The sequence below is a fragment of the Paenibacillus sp. GM1FR genome (assembly GCF_002803315.1).
Lineage (GTDB): Bacteria > Bacillota > Bacilli > Paenibacillales > Paenibacillaceae > Paenibacillus > Paenibacillus amylolyticus.
Map to the genome: position 1 here is coordinate 151,005 of NZ_MKZL01000066.1, position 22,151 is coordinate 173,155.

19 protein-coding genes are annotated in these 22,151 nt (G+C 45.5%); 4 read left to right on the forward strand and 15 right to left on the reverse strand.

All coding sequences use genetic code 11. The features are described from left to right. The first annotated feature begins 78 nt into the window (after positions 1-78). The gene (locus tag PAEAM_RS30020; RefSeq protein ID WP_100529861.1) at positions 79-756 is read left to right on the forward strand and encodes a succinylglutamate desuccinylase/aspartoacylase family protein; all 678 of its coding nucleotides are present in this window, start codon (positions 79-81) and stop codon (positions 754-756) included. An 88-nt stretch (positions 757-844) separates the two neighbouring features. Here the strand turns inward: PAEAM_RS30020 and PAEAM_RS30025 are convergent, their stop codons facing one another. The 11 genes from PAEAM_RS30025 to PAEAM_RS30075 all read right to left on the reverse strand — a co-directional run bounded on the left by PAEAM_RS30025 (position 845) and on the right by PAEAM_RS30075 (position 12,804). Beyond that, positions 845-1,900, reverse strand: coding sequence for a serine hydrolase domain-containing protein (locus tag PAEAM_RS30025; protein WP_100529862.1), 1,056 nt, complete (start codon positions 1,898-1,900; stop codon positions 845-847). A 166-nt stretch (positions 1,901-2,066) separates the two neighbouring features. Further along, entirely contained in the window at positions 2,067-2,468 is a 402-nt protein-coding gene (locus PAEAM_RS30030; RefSeq protein ID WP_100529863.1) for a MerR family transcriptional regulator, read from the reverse strand. A gap of 26 nt (positions 2,469-2,494) precedes the next feature. Beyond that, positions 2,495-3,973 (reverse strand): alpha/beta hydrolase family protein, encoded by a 1,479-nt coding sequence (locus tag PAEAM_RS30035; RefSeq protein WP_100529864.1) that lies wholly within the window; start codon positions 3,971-3,973, stop codon positions 2,495-2,497. Between the two features lie 84 nt (positions 3,974-4,057). Next, positions 4,058-5,620: a glycoside hydrolase family 32 protein gene (locus PAEAM_RS30040; RefSeq protein ID WP_100529865.1), complete on the reverse strand. Its 1,563-nt coding sequence runs from the start codon at positions 5,618-5,620 to the stop codon at positions 4,058-4,060. Positions 5,621-5,662: 42 nt separating this feature from the next. Next, on the reverse strand, positions 5,663-6,490 hold the full coding sequence (locus PAEAM_RS30045; protein WP_036607075.1) for a carbohydrate ABC transporter permease: 828 nt from the start codon (positions 6,488-6,490) through the stop codon (positions 5,663-5,665). Continuing rightward, positions 6,490-7,374: a carbohydrate ABC transporter permease gene (locus tag PAEAM_RS30050; protein ID WP_036606829.1), complete on the reverse strand. Its 885-nt coding sequence runs from the start codon at positions 7,372-7,374 to the stop codon at positions 6,490-6,492. The genes PAEAM_RS30045 and PAEAM_RS30050 overlap by 1 nt, the downstream gene beginning before the upstream one ends. A gap of 147 nt (positions 7,375-7,521) precedes the next feature. Beyond that, entirely contained in the window at positions 7,522-8,847 is a 1,326-nt protein-coding gene (locus PAEAM_RS30055) for an ABC transporter substrate-binding protein (RefSeq protein WP_100529866.1), read from the reverse strand. A gap of 161 nt (positions 8,848-9,008) precedes the next feature. After that, complete coding sequence (locus PAEAM_RS30060; protein ID WP_100529867.1) at positions 9,009-9,989, reverse strand: LacI family DNA-binding transcriptional regulator; 981 nt, start codon at positions 9,987-9,989, stop codon at positions 9,009-9,011. A 92-nt stretch (positions 9,990-10,081) separates the two neighbouring features. Continuing rightward, positions 10,082-10,525, reverse strand: coding sequence for a FixH family protein (locus PAEAM_RS30065; RefSeq protein ID WP_165790108.1), 444 nt, complete (start codon positions 10,523-10,525; stop codon positions 10,082-10,084). Between the two features lie 19 nt (positions 10,526-10,544). Then, positions 10,545-10,994: a disulfide oxidoreductase gene (locus tag PAEAM_RS30070; protein ID WP_047841622.1), complete on the reverse strand. Its 450-nt coding sequence runs from the start codon at positions 10,992-10,994 to the stop codon at positions 10,545-10,547. A gap of 187 nt (positions 10,995-11,181) precedes the next feature. After that, complete coding sequence (locus tag PAEAM_RS30075; RefSeq protein WP_100529916.1) at positions 11,182-12,804, reverse strand: copper amine oxidase N-terminal domain-containing protein; 1,623 nt, start codon at positions 12,802-12,804, stop codon at positions 11,182-11,184. A 336-nt stretch (positions 12,805-13,140) separates the two neighbouring features. On the opposite strand from PAEAM_RS30075, the gene PAEAM_RS30080 reads away from it, so the two are divergent. Both PAEAM_RS30080 and PAEAM_RS30085 read left to right on the forward strand, forming a co-directional pair. Then, positions 13,141-13,347, forward strand: a complete 207-nt coding sequence (locus tag PAEAM_RS30080; RefSeq protein ID WP_017692174.1) for a hypothetical protein — start codon at positions 13,141-13,143, stop codon at positions 13,345-13,347. Between the two features lie 201 nt (positions 13,348-13,548). Further along, on the forward strand, positions 13,549-14,655 hold the full coding sequence (locus tag PAEAM_RS30085) for a stalk domain-containing protein (RefSeq protein ID WP_100529869.1): 1,107 nt from the start codon (positions 13,549-13,551) through the stop codon (positions 14,653-14,655). A 73-nt stretch (positions 14,656-14,728) separates the two neighbouring features. On the opposite strand, the gene PAEAM_RS30090 is transcribed toward PAEAM_RS30085, so the two are convergent. The 3 genes from PAEAM_RS30090 to PAEAM_RS30100 all read right to left on the reverse strand — a co-directional run bounded on the left by PAEAM_RS30090 (position 14,729) and on the right by PAEAM_RS30100 (position 19,767). After that, on the reverse strand, positions 14,729-16,687 hold the full coding sequence (locus tag PAEAM_RS30090) for a hypothetical protein (RefSeq protein ID WP_100529870.1): 1,959 nt from the start codon (positions 16,685-16,687) through the stop codon (positions 14,729-14,731). 221 nt (positions 16,688-16,908) lie between these two features. Beyond that, complete coding sequence (locus PAEAM_RS30095; protein WP_133120500.1) at positions 16,909-17,961, reverse strand: hypothetical protein; 1,053 nt, start codon at positions 17,959-17,961, stop codon at positions 16,909-16,911. 90 nt (positions 17,962-18,051) lie between these two features. Continuing rightward, the gene (locus PAEAM_RS30100) at positions 18,052-19,767 is read right to left on the reverse strand and encodes a DUF6138 family protein (protein WP_100529872.1); all 1,716 of its coding nucleotides are present in this window, start codon (positions 19,765-19,767) and stop codon (positions 18,052-18,054) included. 293 nt (positions 19,768-20,060) lie between these two features. Between PAEAM_RS30100 and PAEAM_RS30105 the strand changes: the two genes are divergently transcribed. Beyond that, positions 20,061-20,303, forward strand: coding sequence for a DUF7662 domain-containing protein (locus PAEAM_RS30105; RefSeq protein ID WP_036606815.1), 243 nt, complete (start codon positions 20,061-20,063; stop codon positions 20,301-20,303). 123 nt (positions 20,304-20,426) lie between these two features. Here PAEAM_RS30105 and PAEAM_RS30110 read toward each other — a convergent pair whose 3' ends face one another. Then, entirely contained in the window at positions 20,427-22,079 is a 1,653-nt protein-coding gene (locus PAEAM_RS30110; RefSeq protein WP_100529873.1) for an extracellular solute-binding protein, read from the reverse strand. Positions 22,080-22,151 lie beyond the last annotated feature (72 nt).

The window sequence follows — 22,151 nt, forward strand, 5'->3', positions numbered from 1 at the left end:
AAATAGGATGAAGACCTGTTCTTACGCCGTTACATGAAAGAGGGACATGGCGTACTGTAATAACGGAGGTGAAGCGTCATGCTTGTGACCAAACATGTCCTTCTAGCATCCACCGTACACGCTACTCCCTACTTCATTGTACGTGGCATGATGCCGGGACCCGTGATGTTCATTACATCCGGGGTTCACGGGAATGAAACGGCGAGTATGGCCGCTGCGCAAAAACTCGCAGATGATATTGCGACAGGTCGTCATGCCATTCAGCGAGGGCTGTTAATTATCGTGCCACGTGTGAACCAGCAAGCCTACGCTAAGAAAATCAGAGGCAAGCCAGATCTGAATCGTACGTTTCCACGTCGTATGTCAGGCAAGGCCAAGCATCCGCTCGCTGCGGCAGTTTTTCAGCTGGCGCGTGAACATCGGGCCGACTGGTGGCTCGATCTGCATGAAGCTAACGGCCTGTCACAGCTTAGTTCACGGGTGCTTGGACAGACGTTGATCACTAATCCCGGCAGTGGGACGATTCCAGCTTGCAGAAGAGTTATCGAACGGATGAATCGGTCGATTGCCATTCATGATCGTCATTTTAACCTCAAGCAGCATGAATTGACGGGATCTGCCCGTACAGCGGCTTCAAGACTATTACAAGCCCGTTCCGTCACAGTGGAGACCTGTTGGAGTCTGAAACGCTCGACCCGTATCAAGTATCAGACGAAGATTGTGCACCATTTTCTGCGTGAAGCGGGTATGTCATGATCAAGACTATTAAGATAGAACGAAAAAAAACCTCCAACAGAGACCGCCCGAAGTACATCCTCAGGTGCTCTCTATTGGAGGTGTTTTTTTATCTCTGCATCATGGCTTCCAGTATTTTATTACCCACGGGATCCAGCGGCATGAGTGGATAAAGGTCTTTTTTAGTTATAAACTTGAATATCGCATCCAGATACTCATCCACAATAGAGGCTGATCCAAAACAATAATTGGACAATAATACAACGCCTATACTCTGTTCCTTATTTATAGCCAAATAACTGGAGAAACCAAATGTTCCCCCGTTATGCCAGAGAATATTCTGATCTAAGAGCTTATCCTTATGCCATCCTAAATATAAGTCCGAATCTCCAATCATTATAGGAACATGACTTTTTTGTATTGCAGAGGCTACCGGATGATCATCATTAAGGTTGGCCTGAACAAATAAACTCATATCGTGAACAGATGACTTGATCGCCCCAGCCCCTGCATGTACACTAAGATCCCAGTGAGGCATCTTTTTCCCCGTTGACGTATGTCCGTCCACAAATCTGCCATTCTGTTCTGCATTCAGCATAGCTGCTGTCTCCGTCATGTTTAATGGACCTGTGATATATTTTTTCAGCAAATCATCATATGTACTGTCTGATACTTTACATAGGATATAACCTAGTAAGCCCACGCCGGTATTGGAGTACTCAAATGAACCCATCTGATCCATATAGTCAGCATCCGATAAAAAAGCAAGTAAATCATCCTCCGTATAATTTGAATACGGATTGTATCGATTTTTCTTCGAGGACAGATTTGTGGCAAGTCTAGGCAATCCAGAGGTATGCGTAGCAAGACTTTTTAAGGTAACCTTATTCAAATAATCGTTTTTAGCGTTGTATATGTACTTGCCAACCATGTCATCCGTAGAAAGCTGCTGTTCACGTTCCAATTCTAACAGAAGGATCGATGTAAAAACTTTGGTTACAGAGCCGATTTCGAACAACCTGTGTTCAGGAGAAGCCACGCTCTTCTTTTTGGGATTGCCCAATGAATGATATTCGATATCTCCCTTTGTAATAACGCCAATCTCAAGATGCAGATGTTTCTTTCCTTTGATGTAACCGGATACAAAACCTTGCAAATCCCTCATAGAAAATGTTACTCCTTTTGTGGTGTGAGTTTCATTATTGAAATTATTGAAATCACGTTAAACACCATTATGTATTGGCAAACTACACTATGTATTCTTTCTAAATCTCCGATTCCCTGCTCAATAGTCCACTCCTGTTTTCTGCTAAACAGGAAAAGAGCCGCGATTACGGCTCTTTCTTCTGCACCCTGAACGATTGAATATAATTGTCGATATCGTCCTCCGGTGTATGCAACAGTCGTGCCAGATGAATCTGCATCTGTTCCAGATGGTCAATATGTGTCTGAATGTCAGTGATGCGTTCGCGTACAAGGGTTTTTAACGTATCCTTTTCCATGTCTTCCTGACTGAGTAACTGTAACGTATCCTGTATTTCCTTTAGAGAGTAACCCAGCGACTGGGCATCCTTAATAAATTTAATCTTCACCAAATAATCCTCAGTATACACCCGATATCCGTTGGAGGAACGACGGGGAGCAGGAAGAATTCCACTATCTTCGTAATAACGGAGGGTTGCCATACTTACACCGGTACGCTTGGCCAACATTCCTCTTGTCATGGTTTCCATACCTACGCCTCCATCCTTCTGCAGATTTATTGTGTTTGTTCGTTGCGTATCTTAGTATATGTGGCATCATAGGTGGCCTCGGGAAATTGTGCTGAAGACCCTTGCAGCAATGGCTGCTCTTTCCCTTTCAGATAACGGTCAAAGAATGCCAGCGCATAGGATCTGGTTATATCCACATTATGTTCTGGCGTCATGCCTCTGGCAAACATTTTCGGTGAAATTAACGAAATATCCGTAAAGCTTTGATGAAATAAATTCTCCACTGTCAGATAATAGGTATCATTAAGACTGTTTGACATCACCCGATCCAAATCAGGCTCAAACTCGGGATAAAATACTTTATCCTTGGCAGTGGCGTCCGGGTCCAGACTTTTGGCTGTCCCACCCGACATGATATACATAAACGGCTGTTTCAAGGCTGTTGTGGATACTTTACCCCAGAAACCGCCTTCCAAACTAAGTCCTGCTTTGAAACGGTCATCCTGAGCCAGCGCTTCCGCCGTGGTTGCACCGCCGTAGGAGTGACCAAAGATACCGACAGAATCCAGATCAAGCTTGCCTTCGAGCAATTGATTCGGATCATGTGAATTCCACTGTGTGAGAGTGTCCAGTACAAAGCTTGCATCCTCTGCACGAATACCTATACCTTTTATATTATATTGATATAGTTCTTTGGAGGTTGGGAAGTCAGGGTCCGGCTGATAAGAAGCGACATCGCCATCCGAGAATGTAACTTGTGCAGATGTATACGGATGGTCGATACCAACCACAATGTAGCCGTTGCTCACAAGTTCCTCAATCGCGGTCATACTTTGAAAGCGAGTAGAACGTATCCCTGGTGAAAACAGTAAAACAGGATACTTGCTCTGTGCGGCAGATACCTCGGCACCTTTAACAACATGCGTCGGAATCGTGTCAAGGTAACTGAATACCACTGGTGGAATACCAAATACCAGGCTGATCGCCTCTCCCAATTCGGCAGGATAATGCTCTAGCGGCAATCCTTTGGCTGTTTCCTGATCTACAGGATACCAGACATTGATCATGAGTTCCCGCTTGTCGCCCGGTTCAACCGATTTCGTTTCTTCCCGGGAATCATCCGTTAACTGCTGCGAAAAGGTTCCTATGGCAAATGAACCCGTCGATTCGGGCATCGTGAATGCAGGGAATAACGACGTCAACACCATTGTACCTGCACTAAGAGCCAGCACCAGAATGGATGCCAAAATGGTTTTGAACCACGATCGACGTTTCTGTTTCTGTGTATTCTGAATATTGCACCGTGACTTCCATAATTGAACGGACAATACAATCAGTAAAACAAAGGCCACGATATAGGTAGGCATCAACTGCAAACGAAAATGATCCATTCCCCCATGCAAAAGGATAGCCAGTGCCAGTGCCGACAACGTACCGCCCCCCACTACCCGATGTTTGGGAGCCACCCAAATAACCACTGCGCTAATAACTGTCACGATTACCAAAATCCATTCTAAAATTCTCATTATTCAGCCTCCAATGTTTCTTGATAAAAAAAGAATAAACCTTGAAGTATACTTCAAGGTCAAGGCTGAATTATAGATAGAATTTTATCGTGGAATTCGTAAATCCCATTTGCGAAGTTCAGTCAACATACACGTTCCAGACGAGAAAGCCTTGATACCTGTTGAGTTCGACGCTGGGTAGATCCGCCCTGTCATGACCTGCTCTCCCTGCTGAATGAACACCTCAACGGAGCTGACATCCATAAAAATATGAAGTTCCAGTTTCCCGTCAAGCAGTTCCACTGTCGCAGCTCGTTCTCCGCCCGGCCCTTGTCCGGCCTGCTCGCGATTTAAGCATAAACGACGCTGCTCTACATCATAGGAAATTACGGTTTCTTCATCCTCACCCGTACGCAGTTTCAACCCGAAGTGTTGTGCCTGTTCCGCTTCGAATACAGCATACAGTTCGTAACGGTCTCCACTGATTCCAAGATCAAAATCATGTTCATCACCATTTAAATGTATACCATACTGCTCGGTGCCTTCCGACCTGTACTGTATAAGTTCGGAAAGAGGCTGGAATATCAATCGTTCTCCCCTACGAATCAATTGTCTTGGCAACGTCATCGCTCCAGCCCAGGCATCGGACTGTTGTGTCGGGATTTCCGTTTCCCACGTATCCATCCAAGCCACCATGATTCGTCGTCCCTGTGCATCCTCCATCGTCTGAGGTGCGTAAAAGTCGAAGCCACAGTCCAACGGAACGTACTGCTCGTACTTCAACACACCCTGGTCTTCATCCAGCGTTCCCATCATATAAACGGTCGAATGCAAGTTGCGATAGTTATCTCCCTGAGCAGGCATGCGTTGCGGAGACATGATCAGAATATCTCGGCCATCCAGTGTGAACAGATCGGGACATTCCCAATTGTCGCCAAGCGTCCCGTCACTCTGGGCCATAATGTTGACATAACTCCAATCCAGCAAGTCCGTTGAGCGGTATAACAGAATGACACCTTTGCCCGCAGCATCATTCGATCCAAGGACGCAATAGTACACACTGTTTCGTTCAAACACTTTCGGATCACGGAAGTCCTTCGGACTGGTATGCTCCGGAATCTGATCCAGCCGAATGACCGGATTCATCGTGCTTTTGACAAAATCAATCCCATTGTCCGAGACAGCGATATTCTGTGTCTGCAAGTAATCGTTATCCTTGTCAGGTCCAGTCACGACATGTCCCGTGTACATCAGCACCAACTTGCCATCCTGCACGATTGCACTTCCGGAGAAACAGCCTCCACTGTCGTAGCTCTGATCGGGCGCCAGTGCAACAGGCAGGTAAGACCACGTAACCAAATCACGGCTCACCGCATGGCCCCAGTGCATCGGCCCCCATACCGGTTCATAGGGATAATGCTGATAGAACAAATGATACATCCCACCGAAGTATATGAAGCCGTTGGGATCATTCATCCAGCCCACCTCTGGCATCAAATGATAGGCCATTCGATAGGTTGGATCAACCTGATGTCGATGCTCCTTGATATATGCGTTGGCCCGGGCGAGTGTATACCTCTCCTTCGTTTGAGCCGAAGAACTCGTCAGTCCAAGGTCTGTCTCTTGCCTTGTGTCTATTTCCTGCTTCTCGTGTCGTTCCTGGTTCATATGTCCTTCACTCCTGTCTCTCTCTATATCACCCGACTGAACTTATTTGATTGCCCCTTGCATGACCCCCTGAATAATGTACTTCTGCGCAAACAGATAAACGATCAGGACAGGTAGCAGGGTCAACACCAGACCAGCCATCAATGGACCGTAATCCACTGTATATGTCCCATAAAAATAAAACGTGGACAACGGCAGCGTACGCTGCTCGGATGAAGTCAGTACCAGAGAAGGCAGCAAAAAATCATTCCATATCCACAATACATTCAGCACGCTAATCGTTACGGTTGTTGGCAGTAACACTGGCAGTACGATACGGAAAAAGGTCTGCACTCTGCCGCAGCCATCCATTAGAGCCGCTTCTTCAAGCTCCAGGGGAATACTTTTGATAAAGCCATGGTAGATAAATACGGCGAGCGGACTGCCAAAGCCAATATACATGTAGATCAGCGACCACTTGTTATCCAGCAGGCTGAGCGAGCCGTATATTTTAACCAATGGAATCATAATGGCCTGGAACGGAATAATCATCGCAGCTACCATCAGGAAAAAGAGATACTGATTCACCTTGCTTTTGTGACGAACAAAGTAATGGGCTGTCATCGCCGCAAAAAGAGCAATCAGTAATACACCTGCAATGGTAATGAGCAACGAATTGCTGAATGCGGATACATATCCCATTTTGTCAAACGCATTGACGTAATTATCGAATTGAAAGGAGCTTGGCAAGCCCAGCGGATCGGAGGTAATTGCCTGGTTAGCCTTGAACGAATTGACGATTAGAAGCACAAACGGAAATACAAACAAAATCATCACAATGATTAATGCAATAAACTTCATCCAGTTGAGAATGCGCGATTGTCCAGCCATCATGCCTCGACCTCCAGTTTTTTGCTGAAATAGACCTGGAGCAATGTAATGGCGGCTACAAGGATAAACAGAACAAAGGCTTCCGCCTGACCCAATCCGTAGTCACGAGCAAGAAAGGCCTGCTCATAAACATGCATGGATACCATCTCTGTGCTCTTGAAGGGCCCGCCACTGGTCAAAGAGACGTTCAGATCATACACCATGAATCCCCGTTGCAGTGACAAAAAGATGCATACAATAAACGAAGGAACCATCAGTGGCAATACAATGCGCGCCAGCATTTTGCGATTACTTGCCCCATCAATGCTGGCTGCCTCCATAACATCCTTCGGCACATTCATCAGTCCTGCAATGTAGATAACCATCATATAACCGGCATACTGCCAAACGGTCACCACAACGAGAGCCCAGAACGCTTTATCCGGATCAGCCAACCAAGAGGTGGAGAACAGCGTGAGATTCATTTTTTGTCCTGCAAAGACGAGTACCTGATTAAAAATAAACTGCCAGATGAAACCAAGCACGATTCCGCCCACCAGATTTGGCAGGAAAAATCCAGCCCGAAACCAGCCCTGTGCCTTCATTCCCCGAGTTACAACGTAAGCGAGCAGGAAGGCAACCGCATTGGTCAGCACAACGGTAATAAATACGTACTCCAGCGTCATCCCAAATGATTTCCAGAACACGGTGTCCTTGAACACACCGATGTAATTATCCCAGCCAACAAAGTTTTGATCTATGGCAATGCCATCCCAGTTCGTAAACGTCAAATAAATACCATACAAAAATGGAATAATCATCACCGTAGCAAACGCAAATAATGTCGGGCCAGTAAAGATCAGGCGGGTGCGCAGACGTGTCCATAATCCTTTTTCGGTCAGCATTGTCAACCTCCACTCTATCCAAATGATTAGCCTGGCGGTTATACCGGAAACAAGTCGAACAGACCTCGTGTGGAAGCTGTATGTTCACCATCTCCGGCGTACCGCAAGTCTCTCTCTATGTGCTGCACAGGGCTATGATTAATTCCTTTATTTCACGTTGCTCCAGTATGCCTGAATTTCACTGGCAAGTCCGGCACGGTCAATGACGTCAGCCAAATATTTCTGCATGGATGCACCCAGTTTGGACCAGTGATCCGCAGGAAGTGTGCTCATTGATTCCTCGATTTTGCCTGCCTTGATGTATTCACTAATGGATTTGCCAAGTGGATCGGTTGGCTCCAATGTAATGTTGCTGAATGCCGGAATAATACTGGCTTGATTCACCAGGAAATCCTGACCTTTTTCGTTATAAACGATCCAGTCCAAAAATTTCTTCGCTGCTTCCTGCTGCGCTGGTGTGCTCTTTTCCTTATCCAGCAATATTCGTTTGGATACGGCAGCAGAGATTTGCGTATTACCGAAATCATCTGGATTATTGCTCACAGGTACCGGGAGGAAGCCATATTTTCCATCTGCTGTATCAAAGCTTGAAATTTGTGGCCATGCCCAGTTGCCCTGGAACCAGATACCTACCTCACCCTTGCCAAGCACTTCAGGTCCACGCTCATAGGTTCCGGACAGTGGAGAAGCCTTGTCAATATTGTAGGTTTTCATCAGATCAAATGTATCTAACAAGCCATTAAACACGGCATTGGAAGCAAGGTCCACTTGACCTGCCTTCAGATCAGTAATGAATTGATCCACCTTCGCACGGTCTGAAGACTGCCCGCCATATGCAAGCCCCAGATAATGCGCACCAAGCGACCAATCCATCGGAGATACAATCAAAGGTGATTTTCCAGTAGCAGCGATCTTTTGGAACAACTCATCAAGCTGTGCAGTGGTCTGTACAGACTTTGGATCGAATGTCCCACCTACCGCCTGATCCAAGACATTCTGGTTATAGATGAATCCATATCCTTCAATAGAGAACGGGAAGGCATAATTTTTGCCATCAAACGTTGTAGCCACTGTACTGTTCTCCACAGCATCCTTCATCCAAGACTCGGATGTGAGATCCAGAACACGATCCTTGAATTTCTCGACATCCCCTGTATCCAGCATCATCATCGTTGTAGGGCTGCCGGAGGCATACAGAGCAGACGCTTTTTCAAACGGAGACTGTCCACTGCCTACGGGTACAATTTCGAGTGTGATATTTGGATTTTCGGCATGAAAGTCTTTAGCTGCTTGTTCCAACTGACTGTTAATTTCCGACTTGGAATTAAGCAAGGTGATTTTAACACTCTCACTGCTGCTACCCTCTGAGGAGGAGTTGGACTCCGTCGCTGCTTTACTTCCACATGCCGACAATACAAGCATCATAATCAATGACAATACCGATAATTTCATCCATCTCTGTTCTCTTTTCATCTTGTTATGGCCCCCGATCAATAGTTTAAAAGGAAACGCTTACAAATCGAATTATAATGTCAAAGGTTTGACATGTCAATCGTTTGACATACGATTTTAAAAAAAATATCGTGCCTTTATTTTTCCGTTGCAAAAGGACGAATATGAAAAAACGACCTGTATCAGGTCGTCTCTCTCTCCACGATGGTAACCGGCAAAATATGCTCCATTTCGATCTTCTCTTCCGCGAGTTGGCGCCGAATCAGATCAATCGCCAGCTTAGCCATGGCCTCCACCGGCTGCCTGATCGTTGTAATGCCAGGCACGGTATACGCTGCCGCACGACTATCATCATAACCTATAATAGCAATATCGTCGGGTACCTTGCGCCCACCTAACACGATCTGCTTCAGCGCATGCACCGCCATTAGATCACTCGTTACAAAGAGCCCGTCCACCTCGGGGTGTTGTGCAAGCAGCTTATCCACCAATTCCGTATACTGATGCTGATCAAACACATTCAGATCGGTTTCATGAATCATGACCGGTTTGACTCCATGAGCCTGCAAGGTATCAACGAAACCTGTCGTCCGGCGATTGGACAGCATTTGCAATTCCAAATTACCGCAGATATGTGCCAAATGTCGTCTGTTCTTCGAGAGCAGCAATTCAGCAGCCATAACCCCTCCCTGATAGTTATCAGATGAGATAAACGGGATGTCTTCACCGATCTTGCGATCAAAGGTCACGATTGGGGAATGCAGATTCATATACTCATCAACTTCCAGTGTATGACTTCCCATAATAATGCCATCCACGCGATTACCCTTGAGCATTTCCACATATTCACGCTCTTTGGAAGGGTCCATGTGGGAATTGCATAACATAATTTTAAATCCATTCTGGTAAGCATGATACTCAACATAGCTAGCCAGTTCTCCAAAAAACGGATGGGATACATCGGGAATAATCAAGCCTATCACATTGGATTGCTTACGCAGAAGAGAACGGGCAATTTCGTTGGGTCGATAGTTCAGTTCGTCCATGGTTTGATACACTTTGTCCCGAGTCTTCTGACTGATATATCCCCGGTTGTTTAATACACGCGAGACGGTAGTTACAGAAACTCCTGCCCTGAGTGCAACATCATGAATAGTTGCCATAACACCCTCTTTTCCTACAACATTCTTCATACCTTTAACATTATAAACCTACTGCTAACCCTGAACCAAACCCTTGCTACCCGCCCGCTGCTTCATTCCGCTACAATTCTCGCTCTCGGCATGCTATGCATAGCTCCGTGCGTAACATGGACCTGTACCACATACGTACCTGGTTCTTCAAAGGTATGCTGGATTTCATACAGCCCTTCCTCTGCCTCAGTAGCCGTAATAGCCCCCTGATTCTCCAGTTCGTCGGCTGTCATCATACCTTGTTCCGGAGAGACAGAAGGCGGATCATCAAGCTCATTCCAGATCTGAAATTGCACATGGTCAGCATGACTTAACGGTGCGTCTCCCTGTGTAAGCTTCACCTGCAACCGTGTTGGTTTATGAAGAGAAGCCTTCTCTGGAACGTCAAGTTTCACTTTGATCATCTCTGGCATCTCGCCTGATTGTGACTGTTCCTCATAAGAGCATCCCACCGTCAGGAGGAGCAGAATTATGAAGGGCATGAACCAACGAGCTTGTCCGCTCATCACCATCTATCCTTTCTTATTAAGAAGATTTTGGTGTCTTGCCGATACCCCACAGCATCACGATGATGATAATAAAGGCGATCAGTGCCAGTAATGGAATCGTGATGAAACCAAACCAGTTCAAATAGTCGGTATAACATGGAACCTTACCGCACGCAACGGCATTACCTGTAGCTGAAAAAATACGCTGGATCGTTACATGATATAACGAAATGCCACCACCGACGAAACTAAGTGGGAGTACGTATTTGGTGATGCCCACGTCATCTTTAAAGTAGGCAATGCCCAGCAAGATGGTTAGTGGATACATGAATATGCGCTGGTACCAGCACAGATCACATGGAAGAAAGCCCTTGATCTCACTGAAATAGAGACTCCCCCCTGTTGCGATAACGGAAACGGCCCAAGCAACAAATAACCGGGTATCCACATTTCTCGCTGGGCGCTCCGATTTTGATGATGTACTCATTCCTCTGTCCCCCTTTTCATTTTGCTTATACCAAATTATCATACATCATTCTAGACTCCATCGGCTATTCAAGCTGTTATGTAGGTCATTACTCGATGATTATACCAAATATTTGAACTTTTGGGTGAATACAAAAAAGCTGCCGTATGGGGCAGCTCTTTTGTTTTAATCTTGTTTCACTCTACTATTACATCGATTTCGTCAGCGTAATGGAGCCATCTTTTTGTGCCCATTTCACGTCCCAGTTCAGAAGTTCAGCAATGAAGCGCAGAGGTACTTGCGTACGTCCATCTTTGTTTACAAATACCGTTGCACCCACATTTTTCTTCACGCCGTTCACTTCCATAACGTTGTTGTTCACCCAGAATTCAAGGGTATCATCACCAGCCATTACCGTTACTTGTTGTGCTTTTTTGTCCCATTTCACCGTTGCGCCAATACCTTCACTCAAGAAACGCAGTGGAATGTATGTTGTGTTTTTCCAAAGCACTGGTGTGGTGTCCATGTTGGTTGTTTTGTCGTTAATTTTCAGCATTTTGCTGTTCAGTTGCATCCACACCGTTGTCATTTCTGGCGCTGGTGCAGGTGTTGCTGACTCTTGGAATTTGTCATTGAATTGAGTCACAATAGCGTTACCCAGAGCTTGACCTACACCAAACATCACTTTGAAGCCTTCACGATTTGTTGTGTAAGAAGCATCATAGTTACCTGCTGCATATTGATTCAATACGTTTTGTACTTGATTTTCATGCGTTGTCAGCGCTTGTTGTCCTGCTGCTTTTGGCAGATTGCCAGCTGTTGCTGAATCCAGGAATGTAGCGAACTCTGTTGTAAATCCATCAATACGTTTCTCTACTGCTGCACGAGCCGCAGCATCGTTGTTTTTAACAGCTTTTACATAGTCGCTTTGCGCGTTAACGTGATTGGTCACCCAAATTTTCTCGAAAGCATTGGCACCATCGTTACCGTAAACGGAAGCAATCGCTGCTTTGAAGTCAGCTGTGTTTCCAGCTTCAGCTGTAATCAGTGCGTTGGAAGCGGCTGTACGTCCATCAAATTCCTCTTGCATTTGCAGAGCCGAAAGCGCAAAGTGTTCGGAAGCCAAGTGGTTGAGTGCAGATCTCAGATCAGCTGCTTTTGTATCCGCTTTGGTATTTTCGAATTTCTCAGGCATTTGTGTAGTAATGGCCGTGGAGAGTGCCTTACTTACGTCGAACATTTCTTTGAAACCTTCACGGTAAGCCTTGTATGCATCAGCGTAATCTCCAGCTACATACTCATCAAATACTTTTTGCACGAGATCTTCATGTACTTTCAGCGCCTGTTTGGCTGCTGCTTTTGGCAACTTGCCTTCGGTAGCTGTGCTCAGGAATGTGGAGAACTCATCCACGAAACCGTTGATGTTTGCCTGTGCTTGTTTGATTCCAGCCTGGTTGCCCATTTTGGTTGCTTTCACCAAATCATCTGTGTATTTGTTATGAGCGCGGAAGATGCGTTCGAATTCTTTGGCACCTGCGTCACCGTATAGGGAAGCGATTGCTGGTTGCATATCCAGTGCATTCTGGTCGAGTGCTTTGTAGGCTGCATCTGCATCTTTTGCTCCGTCATATGCTTTGGCCATTGCCGTTACTGCGAGTGCAAAGTGCTCGGACAACAGGTGGTCCAGGTTTGCTCTCAGGTCAGCCGCAGGTGTGTTCACGGATGCTTTCATCATGGTCATTGGTGTCTGTGGTGCGGCAGCTGCTCCAGCGATCCCCGGCATCAACAGTGTCAAGCTAAGTACAGGTGCGATAAACTTCTTCATCTTCATTTTCATTACGTGTTCACTCCTCGATTATGTTGTGTGTATAATTTCTTTCCTTGTCGTCGTCTTCATAGGGTGTAACGCAGGGTTCTCTATTCTGGATCACTCTGTGGACAAAAAAAATTCACAGCCTTCAGTGAAGAAAGTTGCGAACGCCTGTTATATCAAGGTTTTTTTGAATTAAAAAAATATGAAATTGTAGTGATCTTTCCGATCCAAGACCACATACATACTGTAATATAGATACTTCATTTTCCTTTATTTCTCAACTAAAGCTTACATCAAAGGTTATCCTGAAGTACAATAAAGACATATCATATTATTCGCGAAGGAGGTCCATTCATGACCTGGTTGCCTTATGTTTTAATTGTGGGTATCGCCTTATTTGGAGGTATTGCTACCATGATCATCGGAAATTCCAAAGCCAATCAGACCAGCAACCCCGAATATGACCGCCGCACAAAGCAAAACCTAAGCAAACTTTCCTATGTATACGTTGGTGCGATTGTACTTGGTTTTGGCGGACTAATCCTCTATCTTTTTAACTAAAATGTTTCGATTCGGCAAAGAATACGTTCAACACACCAAGCAGCTTCCGTTTTCGTTCTACATTCTCCGTTTATATACACATGTTTACAAGTTGGAGATAATTCAGAATTATTCTGGATATGTTCGGGGTTTAATATAAAGCCATAAGGGACAGCGAGCCCATTAAACAAACCAAACCCCAACTTGAAGGAGAGATATAGGATGAAAAAAAACATGAAGAAATCCGTAGCAACGATGATGGTACTGGGCATGACATTAACAGGAGCAACGGGTGTATTTGCCGGAACGCAACTGGAGAAAATCTCTGCATACCTTAACCATGGAATCAGCTTTAATGTCGATGGCGCGGCTTACTCACCAACGGATGGCAATGGCAACAAACTTGTGCCAATTACTTATAACAACTCTACTTATCTGCCCGTACGAGCGCTTGCCGATGCACTGCATGTGCCTGTATCCTATGACGGCAAAAAAGGACAGGTCATTATCGGCCAAGCAACAAGCAATCCATCAGCTTTGACAAATGTAACGTATAGCGCAGCACAAAAAGAGGCGATTCAAAAAGCTTTTGCACAATTCGATGGGTTCGAGACCGCTTATGCCCCTCAGCAGATGATCGCAGGTGACACGTTCAAAAGTGTAGGTGCGGGTGGCGACGGCGTCAGTTTTGTTTTCAACCATATGAAAGTGGATGTGTCTCCAAGAGATTATTCGGACGGTTATACGAGCAAAGACGTGAAACTGTCCAATGGTGTTATTGCCAAATGGTACACACCAGATCAAACGGGCATGCTCACATTCCAACTGGATGATCGCTACGTTACCCTTAGCTCCCCGGATCATAAGCTGAGCCAAGCTCAGTTGCAACAAGTCGCTGTCTCTGTTCAAAAAGCCAACAGCAACAATGATCAAGGGATCACTGCATTTGCAGATGTGAACTATAGCAAACAACAATTGGATAACATTCGCAAAGCATTTGCGAAGTTTGACGGGTTCACAACAGCCTATGCCCCACAACATATGGTTGCTGGAGATACGTTCAAAAGCGTAGGTGTGGGTGGTGATGGTGTAAACTTTGTTTTTAATCGTATGAATGTCACGGTATCCCCTAAAGACTACTCGTTCAGCTATGATGGCAAAACGGTAAAACTGCCTAATGGCGTATCAGCCAAATGGTATACACCAGACCAAACGGATATGCTCACATTCAAGCTGGACGATCGTTATGTAACCATCAGCTCGCCGAATAACCAATTGACTCACACTCAACTGGAGCAAATGGCAGTATCCGTACAAAAAGTGAAATAAACAAAAATAAACACACATCATTTCGGTCCCACTCTATGAGCTGGGGCTGATTTGATGTGTGTTTTTTGAATCTTTAGAATTTATTTTTATCAAATGGTTCTGGAAGCTTTAAGGAGTACACCATCGTTGATTTTCCTTCTTTCACGGGAACAATCACGTTAAGCACACCATCTTGTAACATGTTTTCTGGAATCTTGGCTGTGCTAAATCCCCACTTCCTCTCAGGTATGTCCGTTAAAGATACTTTCCCGAGCACCGAAGTGTAGTCTGGATTGATGAACAGCAACTCTGTAATTGACTCTTTAGAGGAGGAAATGGTCAATGTTCGATCAAAATTAAGCACCACACCATCAATTCGGTCTGGCACAGCTGATTCCATCGGCCTTGTATTTACCGGATCTAATTGGTAACTCTCCCCTACCCGATCCATCCATCGTGCTCTTGCATGAAAAGGAAGAATTTTGGAATCCATGGCTAGATCAGTTCCCTTTTCTTCATCGCTCATGCTTAATTGTTTGTTGTAACCAGTTGCTTTTGTTTCCGACACTTTGAGCCCCAAGTCCTTACTCCACTGACCTAAAGGAATAAAGGTCTGATTGTATAGCGTCAACAATTGTTTTGAAGGTTGATTCACACTGGAAGAACGCTGACCACGAGTGAAGGTGAGCCGATCCTTCCCGAGATTATATTGAATATGAAATGCTTTAGTGAATTCTTCTAAAGGAACATAATGCTGACCTTCCATATAGAAGGTGGGCTGCCCTTTATACTCCAATACACCCTGATCAGACTTAATAGCTACAGGTTCCATCGGGAAAAACACATTAGAGAACTGAAAAGAATTCCAATATTTTTTCCAGTCACTGTACGTACCATAATTCAATTTAAGATGTTTATTTTCTGAAATAACATATAAGGATGGCGGGTAAGAGCCTGGATTGGAAAAATACTGTTCAATAATATACTCATCCTCAGTAATCCACTGGATACTTTCGGTACGAGCGCGATAAGGAGAATCATAGGAACGAATCCGCTTAAGGGTCTTCAAATCATAGACTTGTACCTTGGACGACTCCATTTTACTATCCAGACCGTTCTCTGTGACCAGAACCAATGTTTTTCTTTCGGGTGAGATAAATGATTGCACATAGCCCACTCGCTCTTTAATCAGTGTAGTTTTTTTGCCATTTTTGGTTACAACCACAGTCCAGTCTGATTTCCGATCCCTCGTGTTGCCTTGAGAAACATTTAGATGAACATCTGCACTTACCTGAAAAGCTTTAGTAGACAAGCCCGTCTTCTGGTCGGGCTTCATCCACAAGTCGCTTACTTTGGCCTTCTTCCCCTTTATACCGCCATATTCAAGATAGTGACAATCTAAAGTATCTGTGCAATAAACCCCAAAATTACGGGTTTGTGGAATCGGTGATACCACATATTTGGTATCTGTAAAATCCCTTTCCAGCAAAAGCTTTCCGCGAGTGTATACTTTTTTTCCTGTGACCATGGAATAGTAGTTGGATTTAGGTACGTTTTTCTCATAGATCGTATAATATATTCCGATTTGAGGTTCCAAGTGGATACGGTTTTCGCCCTCATGGACCTTGCGAAGTGTGTTCGAGCTATAGTCATACTCGTACAAAACGTAATAATGCTGCTTATCATCCGTGGCATAATAAGTTATGTATCCTTTTAACCCTGCTGGTGTGTCACTAACGATAGGATCATACTGATGGGAAGTTGTCGTCAGACCGGTATGTATTCTAGGGAGAATAGCTGGATCGGTAAAATGGTACTCATTTTCTTTGAGTTCACCAGTATCAAAACTCGTTCGAAGCGTAGTCACGGTCACCTCCGTGCCTCTGATTGCAAAACGAATGTTATGTTGCACCCGATCTGTGGATGAAATGGATCGCTCTGCGTTCTGAGCCGTTTGAGTTATTGAAGTGGACGCTGAGACTGTGAATTGCGACATGCTGAGTATAAAAATTGAAACTAAACTGACGATGAGCCATTTGGATACTCTGGACATACTTAACTCCTTCTCTGTGTAATGGATTTGGTTGAGACTCGTTAAGTATAGAACTTTTGATCTAAATATTCATTACTTTTTCTTCCATCTTCTGGCCCTAATGGAACATTCCAAAGGACAGCGACAGATCTATTCATTTATCTGTCAACTGCCCTTTAGAATTCACTAAATCTCTTTCTACGTATGGATGCTACCGCTTAATAGCTGTTTCGGTTAACCCATCAAACCTTTAGTTCAGCCAAACGAATAACCCTGCGATACATCATCGCATCCATCAAATCCTCCCAGTCGAGTTCACTGGCATTAACGTCTCGATAATAGACCGCAGCAGCAGGCAAGAAACCAACTAGCGGCCCTGTACCACCACATATCAGGCTCCCACCGTCTCCGCCTTTGGGCATCACATCCCCAGCCGAATCCAGTGTAAGCTCATACTTGTAGGGGTCTCCGGCAAATTGCACTCCGAAGAAATTTGGCAGTTCCAGATCATAAGGACAATCATCCTTTTCTTCACCCCGTGAAGAGGCCGTCTCTGCCACTCCATCCACAATTTCATCCACGCCTTCCAGACTTCCAAAGTGCTTCAATCTCATCGTATAGTCGAAGCTGTCACCCCAGGGAAATAACGTGCGACAACCGCCGCCATAGATATACTCCCATTCGTCTTCAGTCAGCAAACCAAAACCCGCCGCAGCTTCCTCCCTCACAACGTCTTCCAACTCTATTCCTTCGTTGAACCACAGAATTCGGACTTCATTCTCACTTTGGCGAATCAGACGGAATTGTTGATGCAATTCATATTCACGTATTTCCGACTGCTTAAACTGCTCCAGTGCTGACGGGAAATCAGAATTTTCCTGTGCAAATGCTTCCTCCTTGGACACTTCAATCCAGCCAAGTGAGATCAGTTCGCATTCAACAAGCATCGGCGCAATGTTGACCATTCTTACAGGTGACATCTGACTCGCCAGAAACGAATCCACGTCCTCCACACCATACTCACTGACCGTTTCATGCAGGTCGGCTGAGGTCTCTTCGTTCATACCATGCTGCCAACGATCCCAGCCGAGCGTTACTTGATCCCCAGGGACAAACACAAATCTCAGCCCATCCTCCGTAAATACACCTGTCTCCATCCGCTGACCAAATCGTTCAAATGTCTCGAGGCCCTCATATACCATACCATCTGGTAACTGACGAACAAGCTTACGCATCCAAGCCTCTTTGTCCTGAGCATTCAACGCCTGCCACATGTCTCGTCTCAATGCCTCCACAACTTCCCCCACCTTTCCTTATGCACTTTCACTTCTCTAAAATGTTTTACTGGCTGGCACAGCACAATCTTACTTGTGTTGTTTACATTTTCACTTCCCTGCAGCCTGCAACAGTTCCAGCAATAATTCCTTCCGTCTCCCCTCGGCCTTGCGAGCAAGCGTTGAGAGCTTCTCCACTTTGCCAAAGATCAGATAGAGTACACGTTCCGCTTCATAATGCTCAAGTTTTTGAATCTGTCTAACCAGCAGTTCAAGTATTTCCTCATTCTCCAGCTCGGGCTGAATCTTCAGCTTCAGACTATCGGTCGAACGACGCAAGCTGGCGACTAACGCAGGTATGGATTGAGCCGTTACACCCTGTTTTTCCACAAATGCCGCAATGAACTTATCCTGAATCAACTGATGCTCATCATCCACTTCACCCATGTAATATTCAACCAACGGGAAATACTGCTCATCCACAAGCCCCAGTCCAAAGGTTGCATAACTGCCCGGCATACAGCTTTTCTCTCCCTCGGTATCCTCGTAGAACTCAAACTCTTGGATAGCCTCACGCGCATACTCTTCCAGGAGTGGATGCAGCTCCGGGTACTCCAGTGCATTGGCAAAGAATCGGTGGGTATCCGACTTCGCAAGTCCTTTGATCGGCAAATACTGCTTTACGCTGGACTTGAGCTTGATCTTATAACCTTTCGGAAAGCCCTGTTTCAATAAATGAGTGATAAAGGTAAGTGCCTGTTGATAGGCACCAGCCTCTTCCTTACGAATGTGAATGGTCATCAGAGCAAATACATCATTTGCTTTGCATTCCACTTCTTCCGTTTTCACATGAATATCGTCCTTCGCATACGTTCCGCTACCTTCTGTCATCATACGTGCCGCACGTTTGCTACCGAGTTGCTTCGCGAGCTCCAGAAAAGTCACACCTTTGGGTTTACTATAACTCGGCTCAAAACGTAGAATCATGACCGCCGCGTATAATAGCAGATCGATTGGTTGAGTTTCGGATGTTTGCTCCTTCCCAGGCTCGTCCAAATGTTGGCCTGCCTGTGTCTCAACGTTCGACTCCAGCGTTGCTCCGGGCTTTAGTGAATACTCATTGGTACGATAAGGCGAAGACTGAACATCATAATACTGTGGCAAAAACTGATTCTCCGCCCATGTCGTCACCGCACGAGTTATCTCACCACGATGTTCCGCAAGTACCTCCGGACGCCCCTGATTCAACTCTTGTATCCGGTCATACAGCCTGATGGTCCATGCTACATCCAACTCCGGGAACAGCTTTGGATCGAGCAGATGACTCGTCAAAAAGAAGGATTCCAATGGCTTCGTTGGATATGTACTGTTCTCCAGATTCTTGTCCACATAGGTATGAATACGCTCAAGGAGCAGCTTTCTTTTCTCTTCGTTGATCCATTCCAATAAAGTCAGTTGCAGCTTGCCTTCGGTTGTTGGGAATTTCCCTCGCAAGGTGAAGCGGTAGTCAATCAACGGAGTATCTCCCAGCTTGTCCAATCTTCCCTGAACAACCTCTACAAGCTTAGGCCCGATCTCGTTCCGTACCTGTTCCTCGGTAAAAGCTCCTGCCTGCTTCGATTGCACATCATCATCCAAACCCAGATCCAGGCTGTCTACCGTGGTCCGTCCAGGTTTGTAATCCAGTACAATATCATTAAAAATACCCATTTGCAGCATGGTTCGCTTCACAACACTTTCCAAGTCATCCCGCTTTTCCTGTTCATCAAACCATTCATGGATCGTCGTCATCATCTCTTCCATCGCCTGATCATAAAGTGTACTCATCTAATCTCCTGCCTTCCCATGCATCTTATGATGTTCATCAAACACACTTGAACCTCTATGAATCCCGGATTAGTCCGAGGTATCTATGTTATAAATACGTATTAATGTTCGTATATCACCTATTATTTTACTCTCTCAAGTACACCCGGAACAATAAGGCTTATGCACGGTTGTTTGCTAGTAAGAGAGATCTACGGATTCCTTTCATAACTATGTATGCTCTCGGCATGCCCTCGCTATCGTCATCCCCACGTTGTATAATCATTGTATTCCTTTTCAGGAGGTCTGACTAAATGAGCTACAGCAAATACTTCCCCTTGGAAAACTATTTGAATCAAGTTTCAATTACCCTTACATATGCAGAGCTTGAGGAGATTCTCGGATTTACGTTACCCCCTACAGCGTATAATCGCGAACAATGGTGGGTGAATAATTCCAATAATCATACACAGGCACTATCCTGGTTAAATGCCGGATGGAAGGTTGAGAATGTGATTCTAGGAAAACAAGTAACTTTTGTCCGCTGCGAGTCATAATCGATCTGTACGATATAGATTAATAGTTATAACTCCAAAGGTTCTATTTTTCCATAAATGTTATTCGAGACAAAAAAAGCAGGGTAGACTGATGAATTCATCAGTTCTCCCCTGCTTTGTAAATTAATTAACTGTCTTATACCACTCGTTCACTTCGGCGGTAATATCATCCCCGCCCATGGACTTCCACTTTGTTACAAACGCATCAAATTCCTCAATGCCCACCTGACCATAGATGATCTTGCTGAACGTATCCTTCTCCAGCTTGTCGATCGCGTCCTTCTTCATTTTCATCGTCTCGGTTGGTGCCCCGGTGAACTTGCTCTTGATCGCGTTATCTTTATTCGCAACGACCACCTCAGCGGCTACAAACACTTCCGGTTTGTTGGCAATCTTGGTATTTTTCTCAAAAGGAGTCTCCGGTTCCTTGCCCTTCGCAAGTTCCGCCAGCGTATCCATCATGAGATTCGGAATCCGTGCACCGTCATACGTAATCGTATATTTGAGTGGTGATACGCCGTCCTTCACTTCAGCTTCACCAACAACTTTGCCATCCACGATGTCATAGTCATATCCTTGTGCGAAGCCATGTTCGAACTCGCTGCCCACTTCCGGGTTGGCAAAGTTGTCGAATAGATAATTTTGATACGTGAAGAAAATCTCCGGGTTCGCCATGTCTTTGTTAATCAGCACCACGCCGTTACTTGCACCAGAACCATGCTGGTGGCTCTCACCTGTTGGCCCCGTAGGTAAAGCAATGGCCTTGTACGTGGCACCATCCACATTTTTCTTCACATCATCAATCGGCCAGTTTGGCATCCAGTGTGGTCCCACAATAATGCCTGCTTTACCTGCGGTGAACAATTCTGCTGCCTTGATCTCGTCATAGACACCCGCTTCTTTGGGCAGGTAACCTTTGGACAACCAATCTTTCATCGTTGCAAGACCTTCCTTCACACCTGGCTGAATGGAGCCATATTGCAGTGTTCCGTCTCCGGCATCATTCCACTGTCCAGGCATCGTGTTGTACATGCCGAAGATCCAGCCGGATTCCGTCATCCAGGTATTGAGCGCATTTTTCATGCCCACGGTCAGACCATACGTATCTCTCTTACCGTTCCCATCGGGGTCCTGATTCGTAAAAGCATCCATGACCGTAACCAGCTCATCCATGGTTTTTGGTTCTTCCAGTCCCAGCTTCTTCAGCCAGTCTTCCCGAATGAACATGACCGAATCGCCGTTGTACGCATAATCGAAGATTGGAATGCCATAACGCTCGCCCTCATACATGTACGGATACCATTCCTCTGGCGCCGATTCAGATGCCTGTTTCCATGTGTCCGAAGCGTATTTGTCAAACAACTCGCCTGCATTGGCAAATTTGCCAGACTCAATTAATTCTCGTACCAGATTGTAGTCTCCCCGAATGGAGACGATATCCGGCAGTTCTTCGTTAGCGGACAGGGACAAGCGCAATTTCGTGTAAAATGCATCATTGGTCACCGATACGGCCCATGGCGTAGTCAGATCGATGCCAAGCCGTTCCTTGGCCCATTTGGTATGCACATTGTTCTGGGCTGTTTCCCCGTTCTTGAATTTCGTATCATCATTCCAGGCCCGCAAATAACTCATCTGTACCGCCGGTTCATACTTCCCATCTTGCAGAGCAAGTGGTGCAGCGGCTTCCTTCGCCGGTTCTTCCTTGGCCCCCGAACTACATGCTGTTACAGCAACCATCGTGATTGCGAGCAATGCCGTCATCATTTTTCTATACATGAACTAACCCCTCCTCAGGTAACTTGGATACCCTTATGTGCCAAATGCACCTTACATGAAAAGGATAGTGCA